This window comes from Paraburkholderia yinzeri (genome assembly GCF_046581065.1).
Taxonomy (GTDB): domain Bacteria; phylum Pseudomonadota; class Gammaproteobacteria; order Burkholderiales; family Burkholderiaceae; genus Paraburkholderia.
This window is the reverse complement of the sequence record NZ_JBFOCJ010000001.1, coordinates 2,336,691-2,353,075: the sequence shown is the minus strand read 5'-3', so window position 1 is coordinate 2,353,075 and position 16,385 is coordinate 2,336,691. Positions and strand designations below refer to the sequence as shown.

At 66.8% G+C, this 16,385-nt stretch carries 13 protein-coding genes and 1 tRNA gene; 7 read left to right on the top strand and 7 right to left on the bottom strand.

Features of this window, described 5'->3' with window-relative positions; translation table 11 throughout:
* Positions 1 to 61 precede the first annotated feature (61 nt).
* Positions 62 to 148 (bottom strand) — tRNA-Leu (locus WJ542_RS11215).
* Positions 149 to 450: 302 nt separating this feature from the next.
* Here WJ542_RS11215 and WJ542_RS11210 point away from each other — a divergent pair.
* Positions 451 to 1,275, top strand: coding sequence for a squalene/phytoene synthase family protein (locus WJ542_RS11210; protein ID WP_411189356.1), 825 nt, complete (start codon positions 451 to 453; stop codon positions 1,273 to 1,275).
* Positions 1,276 to 1,340: 65 nt separating this feature from the next.
* Here the strand turns inward: WJ542_RS11210 and WJ542_RS11205 are convergent, their stop codons facing one another.
* From WJ542_RS11205 to WJ542_RS11195, 3 genes are all read right to left on the bottom strand, one after another.
* Positions 1,341 to 2,558: a DUF1501 domain-containing protein gene (locus WJ542_RS11205; RefSeq protein ID WP_411189355.1), complete on the bottom strand. Its 1,218-nt coding sequence runs from the start codon at positions 2,556 to 2,558 to the stop codon at positions 1,341 to 1,343.
* Positions 2,559 to 2,625: 67 nt separating this feature from the next.
* Complete coding sequence (locus WJ542_RS11200) at positions 2,626 to 4,092, bottom strand: DUF1800 domain-containing protein (RefSeq protein ID WP_411190531.1); 1,467 nt, start codon at positions 4,090 to 4,092, stop codon at positions 2,626 to 2,628.
* A gap of 297 nt (positions 4,093 to 4,389) precedes the next feature.
* On the bottom strand, positions 4,390 to 4,731 hold the full coding sequence (locus WJ542_RS11195; RefSeq protein ID WP_411189354.1) for a hypothetical protein: 342 nt from the start codon (positions 4,729 to 4,731) through the stop codon (positions 4,390 to 4,392).
* 227 nt (positions 4,732 to 4,958) lie between these two features.
* Between WJ542_RS11195 and ompR the strand changes: the two genes are divergently transcribed.
* Genes ompR through WJ542_RS11180 form a run of 3 tightly spaced genes read left to right on the top strand, consistent with a single transcriptional unit; the run spans position 4,959 to position 7,664 of the window.
* A complete protein-coding gene (ompR, locus tag WJ542_RS11190) occupies positions 4,959 to 5,693 on the top strand; it encodes an osmolarity response regulator transcription factor OmpR (RefSeq protein WP_027796422.1) in 735 nt (244 codons plus the stop codon).
* 43 nt (positions 5,694 to 5,736) lie between these two features.
* Positions 5,737 to 7,086, top strand: a complete 1,350-nt coding sequence (locus WJ542_RS11185; protein ID WP_411189353.1) for an ATP-binding protein — start codon at positions 5,737 to 5,739, stop codon at positions 7,084 to 7,086.
* 29 nt (positions 7,087 to 7,115) lie between these two features.
* Positions 7,116 to 7,664 carry a peroxiredoxin gene (locus tag WJ542_RS11180; protein ID WP_027796424.1) on the top strand — a complete coding sequence of 183 codons (549 nt, stop codon included), beginning with the start codon at positions 7,116 to 7,118 and terminating at the stop codon, positions 7,662 to 7,664.
* 6 nt (positions 7,665 to 7,670) lie between these two features.
* Here WJ542_RS11180 and WJ542_RS11175 read toward each other — a convergent pair whose 3' ends face one another.
* The 3 genes from WJ542_RS11175 to ispD form a co-directional block, all read right to left on the bottom strand.
* On the bottom strand, positions 7,671 to 8,819 hold the full coding sequence (locus tag WJ542_RS11175) for an acyltransferase family protein (protein ID WP_411189352.1): 1,149 nt from the start codon (positions 8,817 to 8,819) through the stop codon (positions 7,671 to 7,673).
* Between the two features lie 194 nt (positions 8,820 to 9,013).
* Positions 9,014 to 9,493, bottom strand: a complete 480-nt coding sequence (gene ispF / locus WJ542_RS11170) for a 2-C-methyl-D-erythritol 2,4-cyclodiphosphate synthase (protein ID WP_411189351.1) — start codon at positions 9,491 to 9,493, stop codon at positions 9,014 to 9,016.
* A gap of 38 nt (positions 9,494 to 9,531) precedes the next feature.
* Entirely contained in the window at positions 9,532 to 10,254 is a 723-nt protein-coding gene (gene ispD / locus WJ542_RS11165; protein ID WP_411189350.1) for a 2-C-methyl-D-erythritol 4-phosphate cytidylyltransferase, read from the bottom strand.
* Between the two features lie 185 nt (positions 10,255 to 10,439).
* Here ispD and mfd point away from each other — a divergent pair, with 185 nt between their 5' ends.
* The 3 genes from mfd to WJ542_RS11150 all read left to right on the top strand — a co-directional run bounded on the left by mfd (position 10,440) and on the right by WJ542_RS11150 (position 16,313).
* The gene (mfd, locus tag WJ542_RS11160; protein ID WP_411189349.1) at positions 10,440 to 13,913 is read left to right on the top strand and encodes a transcription-repair coupling factor; all 3,474 of its coding nucleotides are present in this window, start codon (positions 10,440 to 10,442) and stop codon (positions 13,911 to 13,913) included.
* Between the two features lie 121 nt (positions 13,914 to 14,034).
* On the top strand, positions 14,035 to 15,276 hold the full coding sequence (argE, locus tag WJ542_RS11155) for an acetylornithine deacetylase (RefSeq protein ID WP_411189348.1): 1,242 nt from the start codon (positions 14,035 to 14,037) through the stop codon (positions 15,274 to 15,276).
* 26 nt (positions 15,277 to 15,302) lie between these two features.
* Positions 15,303 to 16,313: a threonine/serine dehydratase family protein gene (locus tag WJ542_RS11150; RefSeq protein WP_411189347.1), complete on the top strand. Its 1,011-nt coding sequence runs from the start codon at positions 15,303 to 15,305 to the stop codon at positions 16,311 to 16,313.
* The last annotated feature ends 72 nt before the right edge of the window (positions 16,314 to 16,385 follow it).

Genomic DNA, 16,385 nt, shown 5'->3' with positions numbered 1-16,385 from the left:
GCGAAAGGCCGTCGGGAAAGCAAAAAAGGCCACGTTCCTTCGAACGCGGCCTTTTCTTTTATGGTGCGTGAGGCCGGACTCGAACCGGCACACCCTTGCGGGCGTCAGGACCTAAACCTGGTGCGTCTACCAATTTCGCCACTCACGCGAATCTTCTCGCCTGGCCGGCAGGACCGCTGCGAAGTCGCGTGCGAGTCAATTTTCTGCGAACCATCGGCGCCGGGCAGGACGTAGGCCGATACGTAACACGTACCAATACCGCCGGCGAGCGCCCGTCAAGCGCGAGCGCGAGATTCTAACCGATTGCCCGACGCTTGTCTGCATGTGCGCGTGCGGCAATTCCGGGCCCAGTGCTAGAATCGCGCGTCTGCCGCAGCGGCCACGGCTACCGCCCGTTCCGGGCTGCGCTGGCGCACTTCCCCACCCCCTCGTTTGCCGCGAACTTCGGCCGTGAACTTCGACGACTACTGCCTGCAAAAGGCGGCTCCGCCCGGATCGAGCACCTACTATGCGCTGCGCCAGGCGAGCGCCGCGCGCCAGCCTCTGCTCGCCGCCCTCTTCGCCCTGCGCCGCGAGCTCGAGGAAACGGCGAGAGAAACGAGCGATCCCACCGTCGGCCGCACCAAGCTTGCGTGGTGGCAGAAGGAGCTTGCCGCGCTCACCGAGGGCAAAGCGGCGCACCCCGTCACCCAGGCGCTCGCAGCACATCTGAAGCAGGACGTGAAGACCGCGTACCCAGCACTTCAGGCGCTGCTCGCCGGCTACGAGATGGATTTCGAGCAGGCACGCTATCTCGACTTCCCGAATCTGAAACGCTATATCGAGGGCGTGGGCGGCACCTTCGCTACGCTGATTGCCCGCGTGAGCGCACGCCATCCGGAAGCGGTCGGGCAATGGGCTGCACCGCTCGGCCATGCGCTCGTGCTTGCGCAGTTCGTGGCGGAGATCGGCAACGACGCGCGCCATGGCCGCATCTACGTGCCGATCGACGAACTGCAGCGCTACAACGTCACCGCCGCGGATCTCATCAACCGCCGCTACAGCGACGACTTCACCGAACTCATGCAGTTCCAGACAGCACGCGCGCGCGAAGCCATCGACACGGCGCTCGCCGCCATTCCGGCCGACGAACGCCGCGGCCAGCGCACCCTGCGCGCACTGGCCGCGCTTTCACTGGCCCTCCTCGCCGAGGTGGAGCGCGAGCAGTTTCAGGTGCTGCATCAGCAGATTGTCCTCACGCCCATTCGCAAGCTCTGGATCGCCTGGCGCGCCTGAGCCCCGGATACCCGCAACGGCCCGCGTCGCGCGTGCATCGCGCGTGCATCGCCTTGGGCGGCACTTCAGGCCCGCAGGAGCGGCAGCGGCTGAAAGTTGCCCTGCAGCACGGTCGGCGCATCGAGCCCCCACCACGGTCCCAGCACCGTCGCATAGATCTGCCGGAAATCGACGCCAACCGGGAGATTGCCGTTGCCGTCCAGACGCGCCAGTTGCGGCGCCTCGCCATAGAGACCACCCGCCACACGGCCGCCCGCCACGAAGTGAGCGGACGCCGTGCCATGGTCGGTGCCGTGGCTCTGGTTCTCGCGCACACGCCGGCCGAATTCCGCATACGTGACGATCATCGTGCGGTCCCAGCGGCCGAGTTCACCGAGCGCATCGCGTAGCGCCACCATGCCCGTCGCGAACTGACGCAGCAAGTCCGCGTGCCGGCCCGGCTGGTTCTCGTGCGTGTCGAAGCCGTTGAGCGTGAGGCGGATCACGGCCACGCCCTTGCCAAGCACCGGTCCGCCCTGCGGCGTGTCGCTAGAGGCAAGCGCCTGCATCGCCGTCTTGATCGACGCGCCGAACGCCCCCTGCGGGAACGCCGTCTTCAGCGCGTACTGCCCCGGCCGCGGACGCAACTGGTCGGCGGCATGCACGATGTCGTTCTCGACATCGAGGATGTGCGCGAGCGCGGGGTTGCGCTCCTTCAACGACACCGGCGTAACGAGCCTCGAGGCGCGCGCGAATTGCGCCGGATTGACGAGCGCAATCGCGCGGGCGCCGTTCGCCATGGGCCCCATCTCGGCGCTGCCGAGCACGAGGCCGTCGGCGACGAAACCCTTCGGCACCGGTGCACTCGCGAAGGCGCGCGTGAGCCAGCCTTCGCGCAGATATTGGTCGGAGCGCGACGCCGTGTCCCAGATTTCGATCGAGCGGAAATGCGAGAGGTTGGGCTGCGGATACGTGACGCCCTGCACGATCGCGAGCTGCCGCGCGCGCCACATCGGCAACAACGGCGCAAGCGCCGGATGCAGCGCCGTGCGCTCGTCGAGCTGGACCGCCTGCTCGCGGCGCACGCCTATGTTCGCGCGATAGCTGTAGTAGAGCGGATCCGCGAACGGCACGACGGTGTTCAAGCCGTCGTTGCCGCCCTTCAGCTCGATGAGGATCAGCAGATTGTCGTAGCCCGCGGCCGCGGCGCCGGGCGCCACGCCGCCCTCCGCGCGCACCGCGTTCGGCAACCACAGCGACGTGCCCGCCGCCGCGGCCGCCGCCAGAAACTCGCGTCGTTTCATGCTCCGCCTCGCTCCTCGTCACGGCGACCCGCGCCGTCCGGTTCGTCGAACCGACTTGTCATGTCTGCTATTTCAACTGGTAGACCGGATCCATCAGCAGTGCTTCGAGATACGCGCCCGCGTTGCTGCCCGCCGCGAGCGCGTCGACCGGCGCGAGCGGCAGCACCGCATGCTGCATTTGCAGTTGCTCGGAAAGACCAGGCGTGTCGTCGGCGCTCACGTGAAAACGTGCAAGCCAGCCATCGAGATCGAAACGCATGCCACCGGGCCCCACGCGTGCCGAACCGGGTCCGGTAGCCATGGAGGAACCCGTCGGCGATAACCTGGGCGGAACCATCGAAGCAGCCGTCTTCGTCACCGCGCCGGCCTTCTTCGGCTGCGCCGTTTCGGTCGCGCGAAAGAGCTGCTCGACGAACTGCTTGCGCGCGAGCAGCGTCGAGCTGTTGATCCACGCCGTGCCGCCCGGCCAGCCCTTCACGTTCGGCGGATAGAACAGGTTCTCGCCAAGCGATGCCGTCGTCCGTGCGAAGGGCATCGCATCGCCGTAAGAGACGTCGAAGCGCCGGATCGTGCCCACGACGAATTCGACGGGCGAGCTCACCAGCGTGCCGCGATTGTCTTCGTCCCAAAAAGCGGACGTGAGCAGTAGCGCGCGCAGCCCCGTGCCGATGTCGTAGCCGCTTGCGCGAAACCGTTGCGCGGCCAGGTCGAGCTGGGCGTCGTCGGGAGCGGGCGAGACGAACTCGCGCCAAAGCTTGGCCGCGACGAACTGGGCCGTCTGCGGTTCTTCAAGCAGGATGTCGAGCACCGCGTCACCGTCGAATGCGCCGCTGCGGCCCAGTACGGTTTTTTCACCGCCGTCGTGCTGCTCCGGCCGCCACACGTAGTGCCAGGTATCCGGATCGACGCCCCAGCCGGTGTACGCGCGAGCCGCCTCCGAGACGTCGCGCTGCGTGTACTGCCCTTCGCCGAGCGTGAACAGCTCCATCACCTCGCGCGCGAAGTTCTCATTGGGCTTGCCCTTGCGATTGCTCGCCCCGTCGAGATAGAGCAGCATCGCGGGATCCTTCGCGACGCCGTGCAGCATCGCGGCGAAACTCCCGAGCGCTTCGCGCCTCAGCAACGCGTTTTGCGAGGCCATCAACTGCGGCTCGGACACCTTGTCCTGGCCGGACGTGAAGTGGTTGTGCCAGAAGAGCGTCATGCGCTCGGTGAGCGGCGAAGGCGTGACCAGCATCTCGCCCAGCCACCAGGCCCGCAACTGGTCGTAGTGCTGGCCACGCCGCTTGTCCGCTTCGCGGCGCTGGTCGGGCGTCCATGCGGCGCGCTCCGCGCGCGTTGGCGGAGCCGCGGCGGTCCAGTCGGGAAACGGCGTGAACGCAACGGTCCGGCCGGTCGCCAGCACGCGGTCGACGGCGTCGCCACGCGAAAGGCCCACGTACGGCGCGACGTCGGCCGCGGACGGCGCGAAACCGGTACGCAGCAAGAGATGGCGCGCGTCGTCCGGGTCGAGCAGCAAGTCTTCGCCCGGCATCGCGGCAAATGGCCGCCGCAAATGCGGCGCCGGCGTCTCGTCTTCGGCGGCCGCCGCGCGCAGCGGCAACGCAGCCGCGAGCAACGCGCCTGACGCCGCGAAACGTGGCGGGTTCATCGGCCTGAGCGGTTCCATATCGCCTCGGACAAGAAGGCGCGCACTCGTGCTTCGGCACGCGCAGATTGAATGTATCGGCTTAACGAGCGATCCGGTACGGATGTTGACGACGCAATTGCTACGGAATTTTTCAGACCTGCACAACGGCAGCGCACGGCCGCGCTGTGCCGCGCCGCGACATCAGCGCTTGTACAGCTCGCGCACGGCGTCTTCGATGTGCTGACGCAGGAGGCGGCGCTCTTCGGGCGTCATGTGGCCGTCGCGGCGGCGCTGATCGAGGTCGGGCGGCACGCCGGACGTACGCATGCTGAGATCGGAAGCGGTAGTGTCGGGAGAATCGCTGCGAAAGCGCCGGGGGGGCGGCTTGCTGCCGGGAGGGTACGAAGGCGGACGGGGAACTTCGAGGCGGTCGGCCGAGGGCTGGGAATGGGCTGCGACCGGGTTCAATGCCACCACGACGCCGCTGGCCAACGCCAGTGCAGTCACGGTGTGGCGCATTGTCGGCCCGACCCCTCCCTTCATTTTCTTCCCTTCGTGACGCGGCAAACGGCTACCTCGAAAACAGACACGGACCCGCCCCGACGCGGGTGGCGATGTAAAAGTCGGTTGAAGTATCTACCGAACGGCCGCATTCAGTAAAGCAGTCTATCTGTCAGTGCTTGCGGTCGTGGCACGTCACCGGTAAATTTTGTAACTGACTGTTACCTGATAATTGGTGCAAACTCGCACCTGTATCCAATCGCGATAAGATGCCACGCATGGAAACCAAAAACCCATCGAAAATTCTCGTAGTCGACGACGACCCGCGCCTCCGCGATCTGCTGCGGCGCTATCTCGGCGAGCAAGGCTTCAACGTGTACGTGGCCGAAAACGCACCCGCCATGAACAAGCTGTGGGTGCGCGAGCGTTTCGATCTGCTCGTGCTGGACCTCATGCTGCCCGGCGAAGACGGCCTGTCGATCTGCCGCCGCCTGCGCGGCAGCAACGACCGCACGCCCATCATCATGCTGACGGCGAAGGGCGAGGACGTGGACCGCATCGTCGGCCTCGAAATGGGCGCCGACGACTATCTCCCAAAGCCGTTCAATCCGCGCGAACTGGTGGCGCGCATTCATGCGGTGCTGCGCCGCCAGGCGCCTTCGGAGCTGCCCGGCGCGCCGTCGGAAACTACCGAGGTGTTCGAATTCGGCGAGTTCGCGCTGAACCTCGCCACACGCACGCTCACGAAGGCGGGCCAGGAAATCCCGCTCACTACAGGTGAATTCTCGGTGCTCAAGGTGTTCGCGCGTCATCCGCGCCAGCCCCTGTCGCGCGAAAAACTCATGGAGCTCGCGCGCGGCCGCGAATACGAAGTGTTCGACCGCAGTCTCGACGTGCAGATTTCGCGTCTGCGCAAGCTGATCGAGCCGGATCCGGGTAGCCCGCGTTTCATCCAGACAGTCTGGGGCCTCGGCTACGTGTTCATTCCGGACGGCGCGGCCTGATCCGGCTGGATGTCTGCAATTCCTCTGTCGACAGGAAGGTTTCATGCGGATTGACCGGCGTGTGCTGACGCTTGCGTTCGGCGACCTGTTCTGGCGCACCTTCCTGTTGATCGCGCTTCTCATCGCGGTCAGCCTCGCCGCGTGGTTCCAGAGCTTTCGCGTGATCGAGCGGGAGCCGCGCGCGCAGCGCGTGGCGCTGCAGCTCGTCGCCATCGTCAAGCTCACGCGTACCGCCCTGCTCTATTCCGATCCCGATCTGCGCCGCGCGCTCCTGCAGGATCTGGAGAGCAACGAGGGCGTGCGCGTCTATCCGCGCGAAACCACCGACAAATACAAGCTCCAGCCCGACGAGTCGCTCAACCGCCTCATCGAGCACGACATCCGCGGGCGGCTTGGCGACGATACCGTGATCGCCCAGTCGGTGAACGACATTCCGGGCGTGTGGATCAGCTTCAAGATCGACGACGACGACTACTGGGTCGCGCTCGACCGCGATCAGCTCGACAACGTCACGGGCCTGCAGTGGGTCGGATGGGGCGTGTCCGCCCTCGCGCTGTCATTGTTCGGCGCGGCGTTCATCACGAGTCTCGTGAACCGGCCGTTCGCGCGGCTCGCGATGTCGGCGCGCATGGTGGGCTCCGGACAATCGCCCGCCACGCTGCCCGAAAGCGGCATGGGCGTTGCCGCCGAAACCAACCGCAGCTTCAACCAGATGGTGCGCGACCTCGAACAGCTCGAGGCCGACCGCGCGCTCATGCTGGCCGGCATCTCGCACGATCTGCGCACGCCGCTCGCACGCCTGCGGCTCGAAACGGAGATGAGTCCGTCCGACCAGACCACCAAGGACGCGATGATCGACGACATCGAGCAGATGGACATGATCATCGGCCGCTTCCTCGATTACGCGCGGCCCGTGCAGCGCAGCCCCGAGCGCGTCGATCTCTCCGTGATCGCGGGCGAGATGGCCGCGCGCATGGCGAGCGAAGACGGCGTGCGGCTCATCACACGGCTCGCGCCGTCGGCCATGATCGAGGCCGACGACACCGACATGCGGCGCGTAGTGGGCAACCTGATCGAGAACGCGCGCAAGTACGGCGTGAGCGAGACGGACGGCATTCCGCACATCATGCTCGAAACGCGCGTATCGCATTCGCGCGTCGAGCTTTCGGTCGTCGACGAAGGCCCCGGCATTCCCGAAGACCAGCTCTCGCTCGTCACACGGCCGTTCTATCGCGTCGACACCGCGCGCACCCAGGCCAACGGCACGGGCCTCGGCATGGCGATCGTGCAGCGGCTCGTGGGCCGCTATCGCGGCGCGCTGCGCCTGCGCAACCGTCAGCCCGGCCCAGGGCTCGAAGTGACGATCGAGTTTCCGCTCGCCAAGGGCGTGTAACCCTACTCTGCCTACTCAGGAGCTGCCGCATGAAAACCGTGGGCGACAAACTCGAAGCCTTCACCGTCAACGCCGCGAAGCCCGGCTTCAACGAGCCCGAGGAGAACGGCGAATCGGCCTTCGTCGAAATCACTGAGCAGACCTTCTCGACCAAGTGGAAAGTCATCTATTTCTACCCGATGGACTTCACGACGGTCTGCCCGACCGAAATCGTCGCTTTCGCGCGCCTGCAAAAGGAGTTCGAGAACCGCGATGCCGTGCTGCTCGGCGGCAGCTGCGACAACGAATACGTGAAGCTGGCATGGCGCCGCGAGAACAAGGATCTCGACCGCCTCAACCACTATTCGTTCGGCGACGTGAAGGGCGAACTGATCGACCAGCTCGGCGTGCGCGACAAGGAGGCCGGTGTCGCGCTGCGCGCCACCTTCATCGTCGATCCCGACAACACGATCCAGCATGTCTCGGTCGACAATCTGGACGTCGGACGCAGCCCCGACGAGGTGCTGCGCGTTCTCGATGCGCTGCAGACAGGCGCGCTGTGTCCGAGCGGGCGCGCGATCGGCGGCGCGACGCTCTGACAGCGGTCAGCCGTCGCTGGCTGCCGGTCCGGAATACCGCCCTGCGGCCCTGTCGGCGCCGGACGGCATGCGCTGCCGGATCGCCGCCTGCAACGGCCCTTTCCAGTCCAGCACGCGCTTTTCGAGCAGTTGCCACGATAGATGCGCGAGCAACAATGCCAACGCGAACTGCACCGCGAGCGGCAGCGCCGCCTCCACGACCGGCGGCAGGCCGAGATGGGCATAGAGTGCCGGGGCCTCGCCCAGTTTCGACGGCACGAGGTTGTGGAAGAGATAGAAGCCGTAGCTGATGGTGCCTAGCCAGGCGAGCGGCCTGAGTTCGAGAATGGCGACGGGAACCGAATCCGGGCGGCGCACAATCCAGAGAAACACCGCGCCCAGCATCAGCGCGAGCCCAATGTCGAAAACGCCGGGGAGCACGGAGGCTTCCGGCGCCACGCCTTGCGCGCAATGCGCTCGCGCCAGCGCGCAAGCTGCAATCCCGCCGATGCCCGCTGCCAGCCACATCGCGCCTGCCATGCCGCGCGGCGGCGACACGCGCCGCCCGACGATGGCCACTACGCCCCCCAGCGCGATAAGCGCGAAATTCCACGGCGAAAACGCGTAAATCAGCGGTTCGCTCGCCTCATGCAGATAGAGCATGCAGTGCGCCAGCGCAGCGGCGACGATGACCGCCGTGCAGAGCGCGAGATGCCGCGAAGCACGCGTAAAGAGCAGCGCAAACGGCGCGACGAGATAGAACTGCTGCTCGACAGCGAGACTCCAGAAATGGGACACCGTACCGGGCCAACTGTCGCGCACGACACCGATCCAGTAATTCGAGAGGAATGCGAAATGCCATGCGAGGCCCAGATCGACGTCACGCTGATAAAAGCCTGCGTGCGCGATCGCCAGCGCAATCAGCAAGAGGTAATAAACCGGCCAGATACGCAGCGCGCGCTTGACGAAAAACACGCAAAGCACCGCATCCTTGCGCGCCGTATGCTGCTCGACCCGCAAGCGGTTGCGATGCAATTCGCCAATGATCAGATAGCCGCTGATCAGGAAGAACAGCCACACGCCCAACTGCCCCACGTCCACCGCGTCGACGTGCGCTTTATGCGCAAGAAACACCATCACCACTGCCAGCGCCCGGAGACCGTCGAGACCTTTCACCCGCCTTTCGTCCGCCGCCATCGCTCTCCCCGCTTTACGCCAATGATCAGTATCGGTGCAAAAAAAGCGGAAATAAATCGACAATAAAAACGGCCGACGATCGCATAAGCCTCGTCGGCCGTTTTTGCGGGCTGGAACGCGGCCTGCCTCGCACGCCGACGCTCTGGCAGCACGGCGCAAGGCCCGTGCGCCGCTTACGCGCGTGTCAGGAGCACGGCGGCTTGCGCCTCGATCCCCTCGCCGCGGCCGAGGTAGCCCAGTTTTTCGTTGGTCTTGGCTTTCACGTTCACCCGGTCGAGCGGCAGCCCGAGATCCTCCGCGATATTCGTCCGCATCGCCTCGATGTGCGGCGCGAGCTTCGGCGCCTGCGCGATCACGGTGCTGTCCACGTTGACGAGCGCAAAGCCCGCCGCCTGCACGCGGCGCAGGCACTCGCGCAGCAGCACGCGGCTGTTGGCGCCGTAGAACTCCTTGTCGGTATCGGGAAAGTGGCGGCCGATGTCGCCCAGCGCCGCCGCGCCGAACAGCGCGTCGGTGATCGCGTGCAGCAGCACGTCGGCGTCCGAGTGGCCGAGCAGTCCGCGCTCGTAAGGCACGGTCACGCCGCCGATCACGAGCGGGCGGCCCGGCACGAGGGCGTGCACGTCATAGCCTTGTCCGATTCTGATGTCCATGAGGAAAGTCTTCCGTAGTGAAATGGCGTACGCGGCGCTCAGTTCGCCGTCTGGCGGCCAAGAATGGCCTCGGCGAGTGCGAAATCTTCGGGGTACGTCACCTTGAAATTGCGCAGGCTGCCCTGCACGAGGCTCGGCGCATGGCCGAGCCATTCGATCGCGCTCGCTTCGTCGGTGAGATCGTGGCCGTCCTGTTGCGCGCGCTCGATCGCGGTGCGCAGCATGCCGATGCGGAACATCTGCGGCGTCTGGGCCTGCCAGAGACCGTCGCGCGCCTCGGTGCGGCCAATACGTGCAAGGGGCGCCGCGCCGCCGCCCGGCGCTACGCGCTTGAGCGTGTCCGCCACCGGCAGCGCCATGATGCCGCCCACGGGATCCTCCTTGAGCGCCTCCACGAGCGAGCGGATCAGCGCGGGCGTGATGCCGGGGCGCGCCGCGTCGTGGACGAGCACCCAGTCCTCGTCGCGCGCGCCGAATTCGGCGAGGCCGGCGAGACCGTTGTACACCGAGGCCTGACGCGAAGCGCCGCCGCAGCGGCGCACGGCGAAGCGCAGGCCGCTGAAGCGGCGGGCGTCGAAGTGGGCGTCGTCGGGGGCGATCACCACGAGGGTCTGGGTGAATTCGCTGCAGGCGTCGAAGGCGGCCAGGGTGTAGTGCAGGAGGTCGCGACCGGCGACGGTCCGGTATTGCTTGGGCATGGCCGAGCCCGAGCGGCTGCCGGTTCCGGCGCACGGGATCAGGGCGAAAAGGCGTGGGGTCACGTTGGTGCTAGCCGCATGAGTCAAAGTAAAGGACGGATTTTATAATACGTCCTTTGCCCGGTGCGCCCCGGCCCACCGCATGGACCCGCTGGACTCGCGCCCGCCACCCGTCCCCCGTTTGGGAGACGGGGGTTCGGGAGCGAAACCAGGCCCAAACCAGGCCAAGTCAGGCCAACCTGTAGCCTATGTCCGATATCGCCGCTTCCCAGCAGTCACCGTCTCCGTCCCCCGTCGCCGTCGTCAAGCCGGGGCAGCGCTTCGCGTTCGACGGTACGCACGGCTCGTCCGACGCGCTCCTGATCGCCCGCTACCGCGAGGCGTCGCGCGCGAGCGCGCCGCTCGTCGCCGTGATCTGCGCGAGCGCCGTGGACGCGCAGCGGCTCGCGCAGGAAATCCCGTATTTCGCACCCGAGGCCCGCGTGCGCCTGCTGCCGGACTGGGAAACGCTGCCCTACGACACGTTCTCGCCGCACCAGGATCTCGTTTCCGAACGGCTCGCGACGCTGCACGACCTCGGCGAAGGCCGCTGCGACATCCTGCTCGTGCCCGCCACGACGGCGCTCTACCGCATGCCGCCCGCCTCGTTCCTTGCGGCCTACACGTTCTCGTTCTCGCAGGGCGAGCGGCTCGACGAAGCGAAGCTCAAGGCCCAGCTTACGCTGGCCGGCTACGAGCACGTGAGCCAGGTCGTGCGACCGGGCGAATACTGCGTGCGCGGCTCGCTGATCGACCTGTTCCCGATGGGTTCGCCGCTGCCCTACCGCATCGACCTGTTCGACGACCAGGTCGATTCGATCCGCGCCTTCGACCCGGACAGCCAGCGCAGCCTCTACCCGGTAAAGGACGTGCGCCTCCTGCCCGGCCGCGAATTCCCGTTCGACGAGGCCTCGCGCACCGCATTCCGCAGCCGCTGGCGCGAGGTATTCGAGGGCGACCCGAGCCGCGCGACGATCTACAAGGACATCGGCAGCGGCGTGCCGTCGGCGGGTATCGAGTACTACCTGCCGCTCTTCTTCGAAGAAACCGCCACGCTGTTCCACTACCTGCCCGACAACGCGCAACTGGTGTTCTCGGGCGATCTGGACGTCGCGATCCGCCGTTTCTCCAACGACACGAAGCAGCGCTACAACTTCCTCTCGCACGACCGCGAGCGGCCGATCCTGGAGCCGCAGCGCCTCTTCCTCGCCGAAGACGACTTCTTCACGCTCGCCAAACCCTTCGCACGCCTCGTGCTGCCGGCGGCCAGCGCAGGCGGCTGGGCGAACGCGCTGCCGAACCTCGCGATCGATCGCCACGTGGACGAGCCGCTCGCGGCGCTGCGCGACTACCTGGGCACGACGCAAAACCGCGTGCTGTTCGCGGTGGAATCGGCGGGCCGCCGCGAAACCATCGCGCAACTGTTCGCCGACAACCATCTGCGGCCCGCGTCCGTGGACAGCTACGAAGACTGGCTGACCTCCGACGAACGTTTCGTGCTGGGCGTCGCCCCCCTTTCGAGCGGCTTCGCGCTGCCGGCCGAAGGGCTCGCCATCCTCACCGAAACGGAGCTCTACGGCCCGCTCGCGCGCCGCGCGGGACGCCGCCGCCAGGAGCAGGCGAGCAACGTCGACTCGATGGTGCGCGACCTCTCGGAGCTCAAGGTGGGCGACCCGGTCGTCCACACCCAGCACGGCATTGGCCGCTATCACGGCCTCGTGACGATGGACCTCGGCGAAGGCGACACCGAGTTCCTGCACCTCGAGTACGCGAGCGGCAGCAAGCTCTACGTGCCGGTTTCGCAGCTTCACGTGATCTCGCGCTACAGCGGCGCCGATCCGGACAGCGCTCCGCTGCACGCGCTGGGCTCCGGCCAGTGGGAGAAGGCGCGCCGCAAGGCCGCGCAGCAGATTCGCGACACCGCTGCCGAACTGCTCAACCTCTACGCGCGCCGCGCGGCGCGCGAGGGCCACGCATTCCAGCTCGAACCGCGCGACTACGTGAAGTTCGCGGAGAGCTTCGGCTTCGAGGAAACGCCCGACCAGGCCGCCGCCATCGCGGCCGTGATCGGCGACATGACGAGCGGCAAGCCGATGGACCGGCTCGTGTGCGGCGACGTGGGCTTCGGCAAGACCGAAGTGGCGCTGCGCGCGGCGTTCATCGCCGTGATGGGCGGCAAGCAGGTGGCGATTCTTTCGCCCACCACGCTGCTCGCGGAGCAACACACGCAGACCTTCACGGACCGCTTCGCCGACTGGCCCGTGCGCATCGCCGAACTCTCGCGCTTCAAGTCCGCGAAGGAAGTGAGCGCGGCAATCCAGCAGATCAACGACGGCAGCGTCGACATCGTGATCGGCACGCACAAGCTGCTCTCTTCGGACGTGCAGTTCAAGCGGCTCGGGCTCGTGATCATCGACGAGGAGCACCGCTTCGGCGTGCGCCAGAAGGAGGCGCTCAAGTCGCTGCGCGCCGAGGTGGACGTGCTCACGCTCACCGCGACGCCCATTCCGCGTACGCTCGGCATGGCGCTGGAGGGCTTGCGCGACTTCTCCGTGATCGCGACCGCGCCGCAGAAGCGCCTCGCGATCAAGACCTTCGTGCGCCGCGAGGAAGACAGCGTGATCCGCGAGGCCATGCTGCGCGAACTCAAGCGCGGCGGCCAGGTGTACTTCCTGCACAACGAAGTCGAGACGATCGAGAATCGCCGCGCGATGCTCGAAGCGCTCGTGCCCGAGGCGCGCATCGCCGTCGCGCATGGCCAGATGCACGAGCGCGAGCTCGAAGCGGTGATGCGCGACTTCGTGGCCCAGCGCGCCAACGTGCTGCTCTGTACCACGATCATCGAGACCGGCATCGACGTCCCGACGGCAAACACGATCCTCATCCATCGCTCCGACAAGTTCGGCCTCGCACAACTGCATCAACTGCGCGGCCGCGTCGGGCGCTCGCATCACCAGGCCTACGCCTATCTGCTCGTGCACGATCCGCAGGGGCTCACGAAGCAGGCGCAGCGCCGTCTGGAAGCGATCCAGCAGATGGAGGAACTGGGCTCGGGCTTCTACCTCGCCATGCACGACCTCGAAATCCGCGGTACGGGCGAAGTGCTCGGCGACAAGCAGTCGGGCGAAATCCAGGAAATCGGCTTCCAGCTCTACACGGACATGCTCGCCGACGCCGTGAAAGCGCTCAAGGAAGGCCGCGAGCCGGATCTCAACGCGCCGCTCGCCGCAACGACCGAGATCAATCTGCACGCGCCGGCCATTCTGCCCGCGGACTACTGCGGCGACGTCCGGGAGCGCCTGTCGCTCTACAAACGCCTCGCGAACTGCGAGCACGACGATTCGATCGACGGCATCCAGGAAGAGCTGATCGACCGCTTCGGCAAGATGCCGCCGCAGGCGCATGCGCTGATCGAGACGCACCGGCTGCGCCTCGCCGCGAAGCCGCTCGGCATCACGAAGATCGATGCGGGCGAAGCCGTGATCGGACTGCAGTTCGTGCCGAATCCGCCCGTCGACGCCATGCGCATCATCGAGATGGTGCAGAAGCACAAGCACGTCAAGCTCGCCGGACAGGACAAGCTGCGCATCGAAACACGCAGCCCGGACCTGGCGGTGCGCGTGGCGACGGTCAAGGAAACGCTGCGCGCGCTCGGCGCCCCGGCGCGCACGGCCTCGCGCTGATCCGGCCTGCTCGGGCACGTCCTCTGCTGCGTCGCACAAAGATACCCGCCATGCGGGTATCTTTGTCCTGACTTATCCTTTTTGGGTAAGATGGCTACGACTAGCAAGCTGGAGCCCCCTCATGTCCGTCGCCGCTGAATCAGCGCAACCCTCGCAGTCGCCCGCCGCCGCTTCTTCCGCCTCCGCTGTCCCCGTTTCGCTACCCTGGGTCACCCGGCTCGTGTCGATGGACACGGTCAGCCGCCACCCGAACCTCGGCCTGATCGAGACAGTCCGCGACGACCTGCGCGCACGCGGTATCGAGTCGACGCTCACCTACGGCCGCGGCGGCCGCTGGGCCAACCTGTTCGCGACGCTGCCGGCGCACGATGGCGCGACGAACGGCGGCATCGTGCTCTCGGGTCACACGGACGTCGTGCCCGTGGATGGCCAGAAGTGGGACAGCGATCCCTTCAAGCCCGAGGTCCGCGACGGCCTGCTCTACGGCCGCGGCACCTGCGACATGAAAGGCTTCATCGGCGCGGCGCTTGCCCTCGTGCCCGAGATGCAGCGCGCGCAGCTTGCGAAACCGATCCATCTCGCGCTCTCCTTCGACGAGGAAGTGGGCTGCGCAGGTGCGCCCTTCATGATCGAGGAACTCGTGAAGCGCGGCGTGCAACCCGAAGGCTGCATCGTCGGCGAGCCGACGGGCATGCGCCCCATCGTCGCCCACAAGGGCATCAACGCGTACCAGTGCTGCGTGCGCGGTCACGCGGCGCACTCGTCGCTCACGCCGCGCGGGCTCAATGCCATCGAATACGCGGCGCGCCTCATCTGCCATATCCGCGACCTGGCCGACGAGTTCCGCGCGAAGGGTCCGTTCGACGAGCTCTACGACGTGCCGTTCACGACCTCGCAGACGAGCACGATCGAAGGCGGCAACGCGATCAACACCGTGCCGGCCGAGTGCCGCTTCGTGTTCGAGTTCCGCAACCTGCCGTCGCTCGATCCCGACGCGATCTTCGCGCGCATCGAGCGTTACGCGCGCGAGACGCTGCTGCCGAAGATGCAGCGCGAGCACGCGTCTGCCGCGATCGAGTTCACGAAGATCGCCGCGGCGCCGGGCCTCGACGCCGCGGAACAGGCGGCGATCACGCAGCTCGTGCGCACCCTCACGGCGGACCGGTCGCAGCGCAAGGTGGCCTACGGCACCGAAGCGGGGCTCTTCGCGCGCGCGGGGATTCCGAGCGTGGTGTGCGGCCCCGGCGACATCGAGCAGGCCCACAAGGCCAACGAATTCGTCGCGCTCGAGCAACTGGGTGCGTGCGAAAGCTTTTTGCGCAAGCTGATCCACGGCATGTCGCTGGAAGCGCAACCCCGATAATTACGCACCCACGCCCCGCTACCGCCATGTCCACCGGCACGCCGCTTCCCACCGACCATACGATCGACGGCGAGCCCATCCCCACGCTCGACGGGATCGCCTCGCAGCATTTCGCGCTCGCGCCGTGGGTGCTGCGCACACCGGTGTTCGACCGCAACGACCTGCCCTCGCTCGAAGACACGCTCGTCAACTTCAAGTTCGAACTGCTGCAGGCGAGCGGCAGCTTCAAGGTGCGCGGCGCGTTCACGCATCTGCTCGCCCTCGATGCCGCACAGCGCAGCGCCGGCGTCACCTGCGTCTCGGGCGGCAATCATGCGATCGCCGTATCGTATGCGGCGATGCGGCTCGGTATCAGCGCGAAGGTCGTGCTGTTCGCCACCGCGAGCGCGGCACGCATCGCGCAATGCCGGCGCTTTCACGCCGAGATCGTCATGGCGGGCAACAGCAGCGAAGCCTTCGACATCGTCAGGCGTATCGAGTCGGAGGAAGGCCGCTATTTCGTGCATCCGTTCAATGGCTATCGCACGGTGCTCGGCACGGCGACGCTCGGCTACGAGTGGGCCACCCAGGCGAACGACCTCGACGCCGTGATCCTGCCGATTGGCGGCGGCGGCCTCGCCGCGGGCGTCGCGACGGCGCTGCGGCTCGCGAATCCGCGCGTGCGCGTGTACGGCGTCGAGCCCGCAACCGCCGACGCGATGAGCCGCAGCTTTGCCGCGAACCATACGGTGCGCATCAGCCACATGCATTCGATCGCCGATTCGCTGATGGCCCCGCACACGGAGCAATACAGCTACGAACTGTGCCGCCGCCATCTCGAGCGCATCGTCACGGTCTCGGACGACGAACTGCGCGCCGCGATGCGCCTGTTGTTCGACCAGTTGAAGCTGGCCGTGGAGCCTGCCTGCGCGGCGGCCACCGCGGGCCTCATCGGGCCGCTGCGCGACACCTTGCAGGGCCGGCGCGTCGGCGTCCTGCTGTGTGGGACCAACACCGACCCGGCCAGTCTCGCCGGCCAGCTCGCGCGCACCTCTTAAGTTTCGACCGGTTCGAGCGGCTTGAGCGGCGGTGCAGCGACATCGGCCGCGGGTCAGAAAGTGTCAAATCGC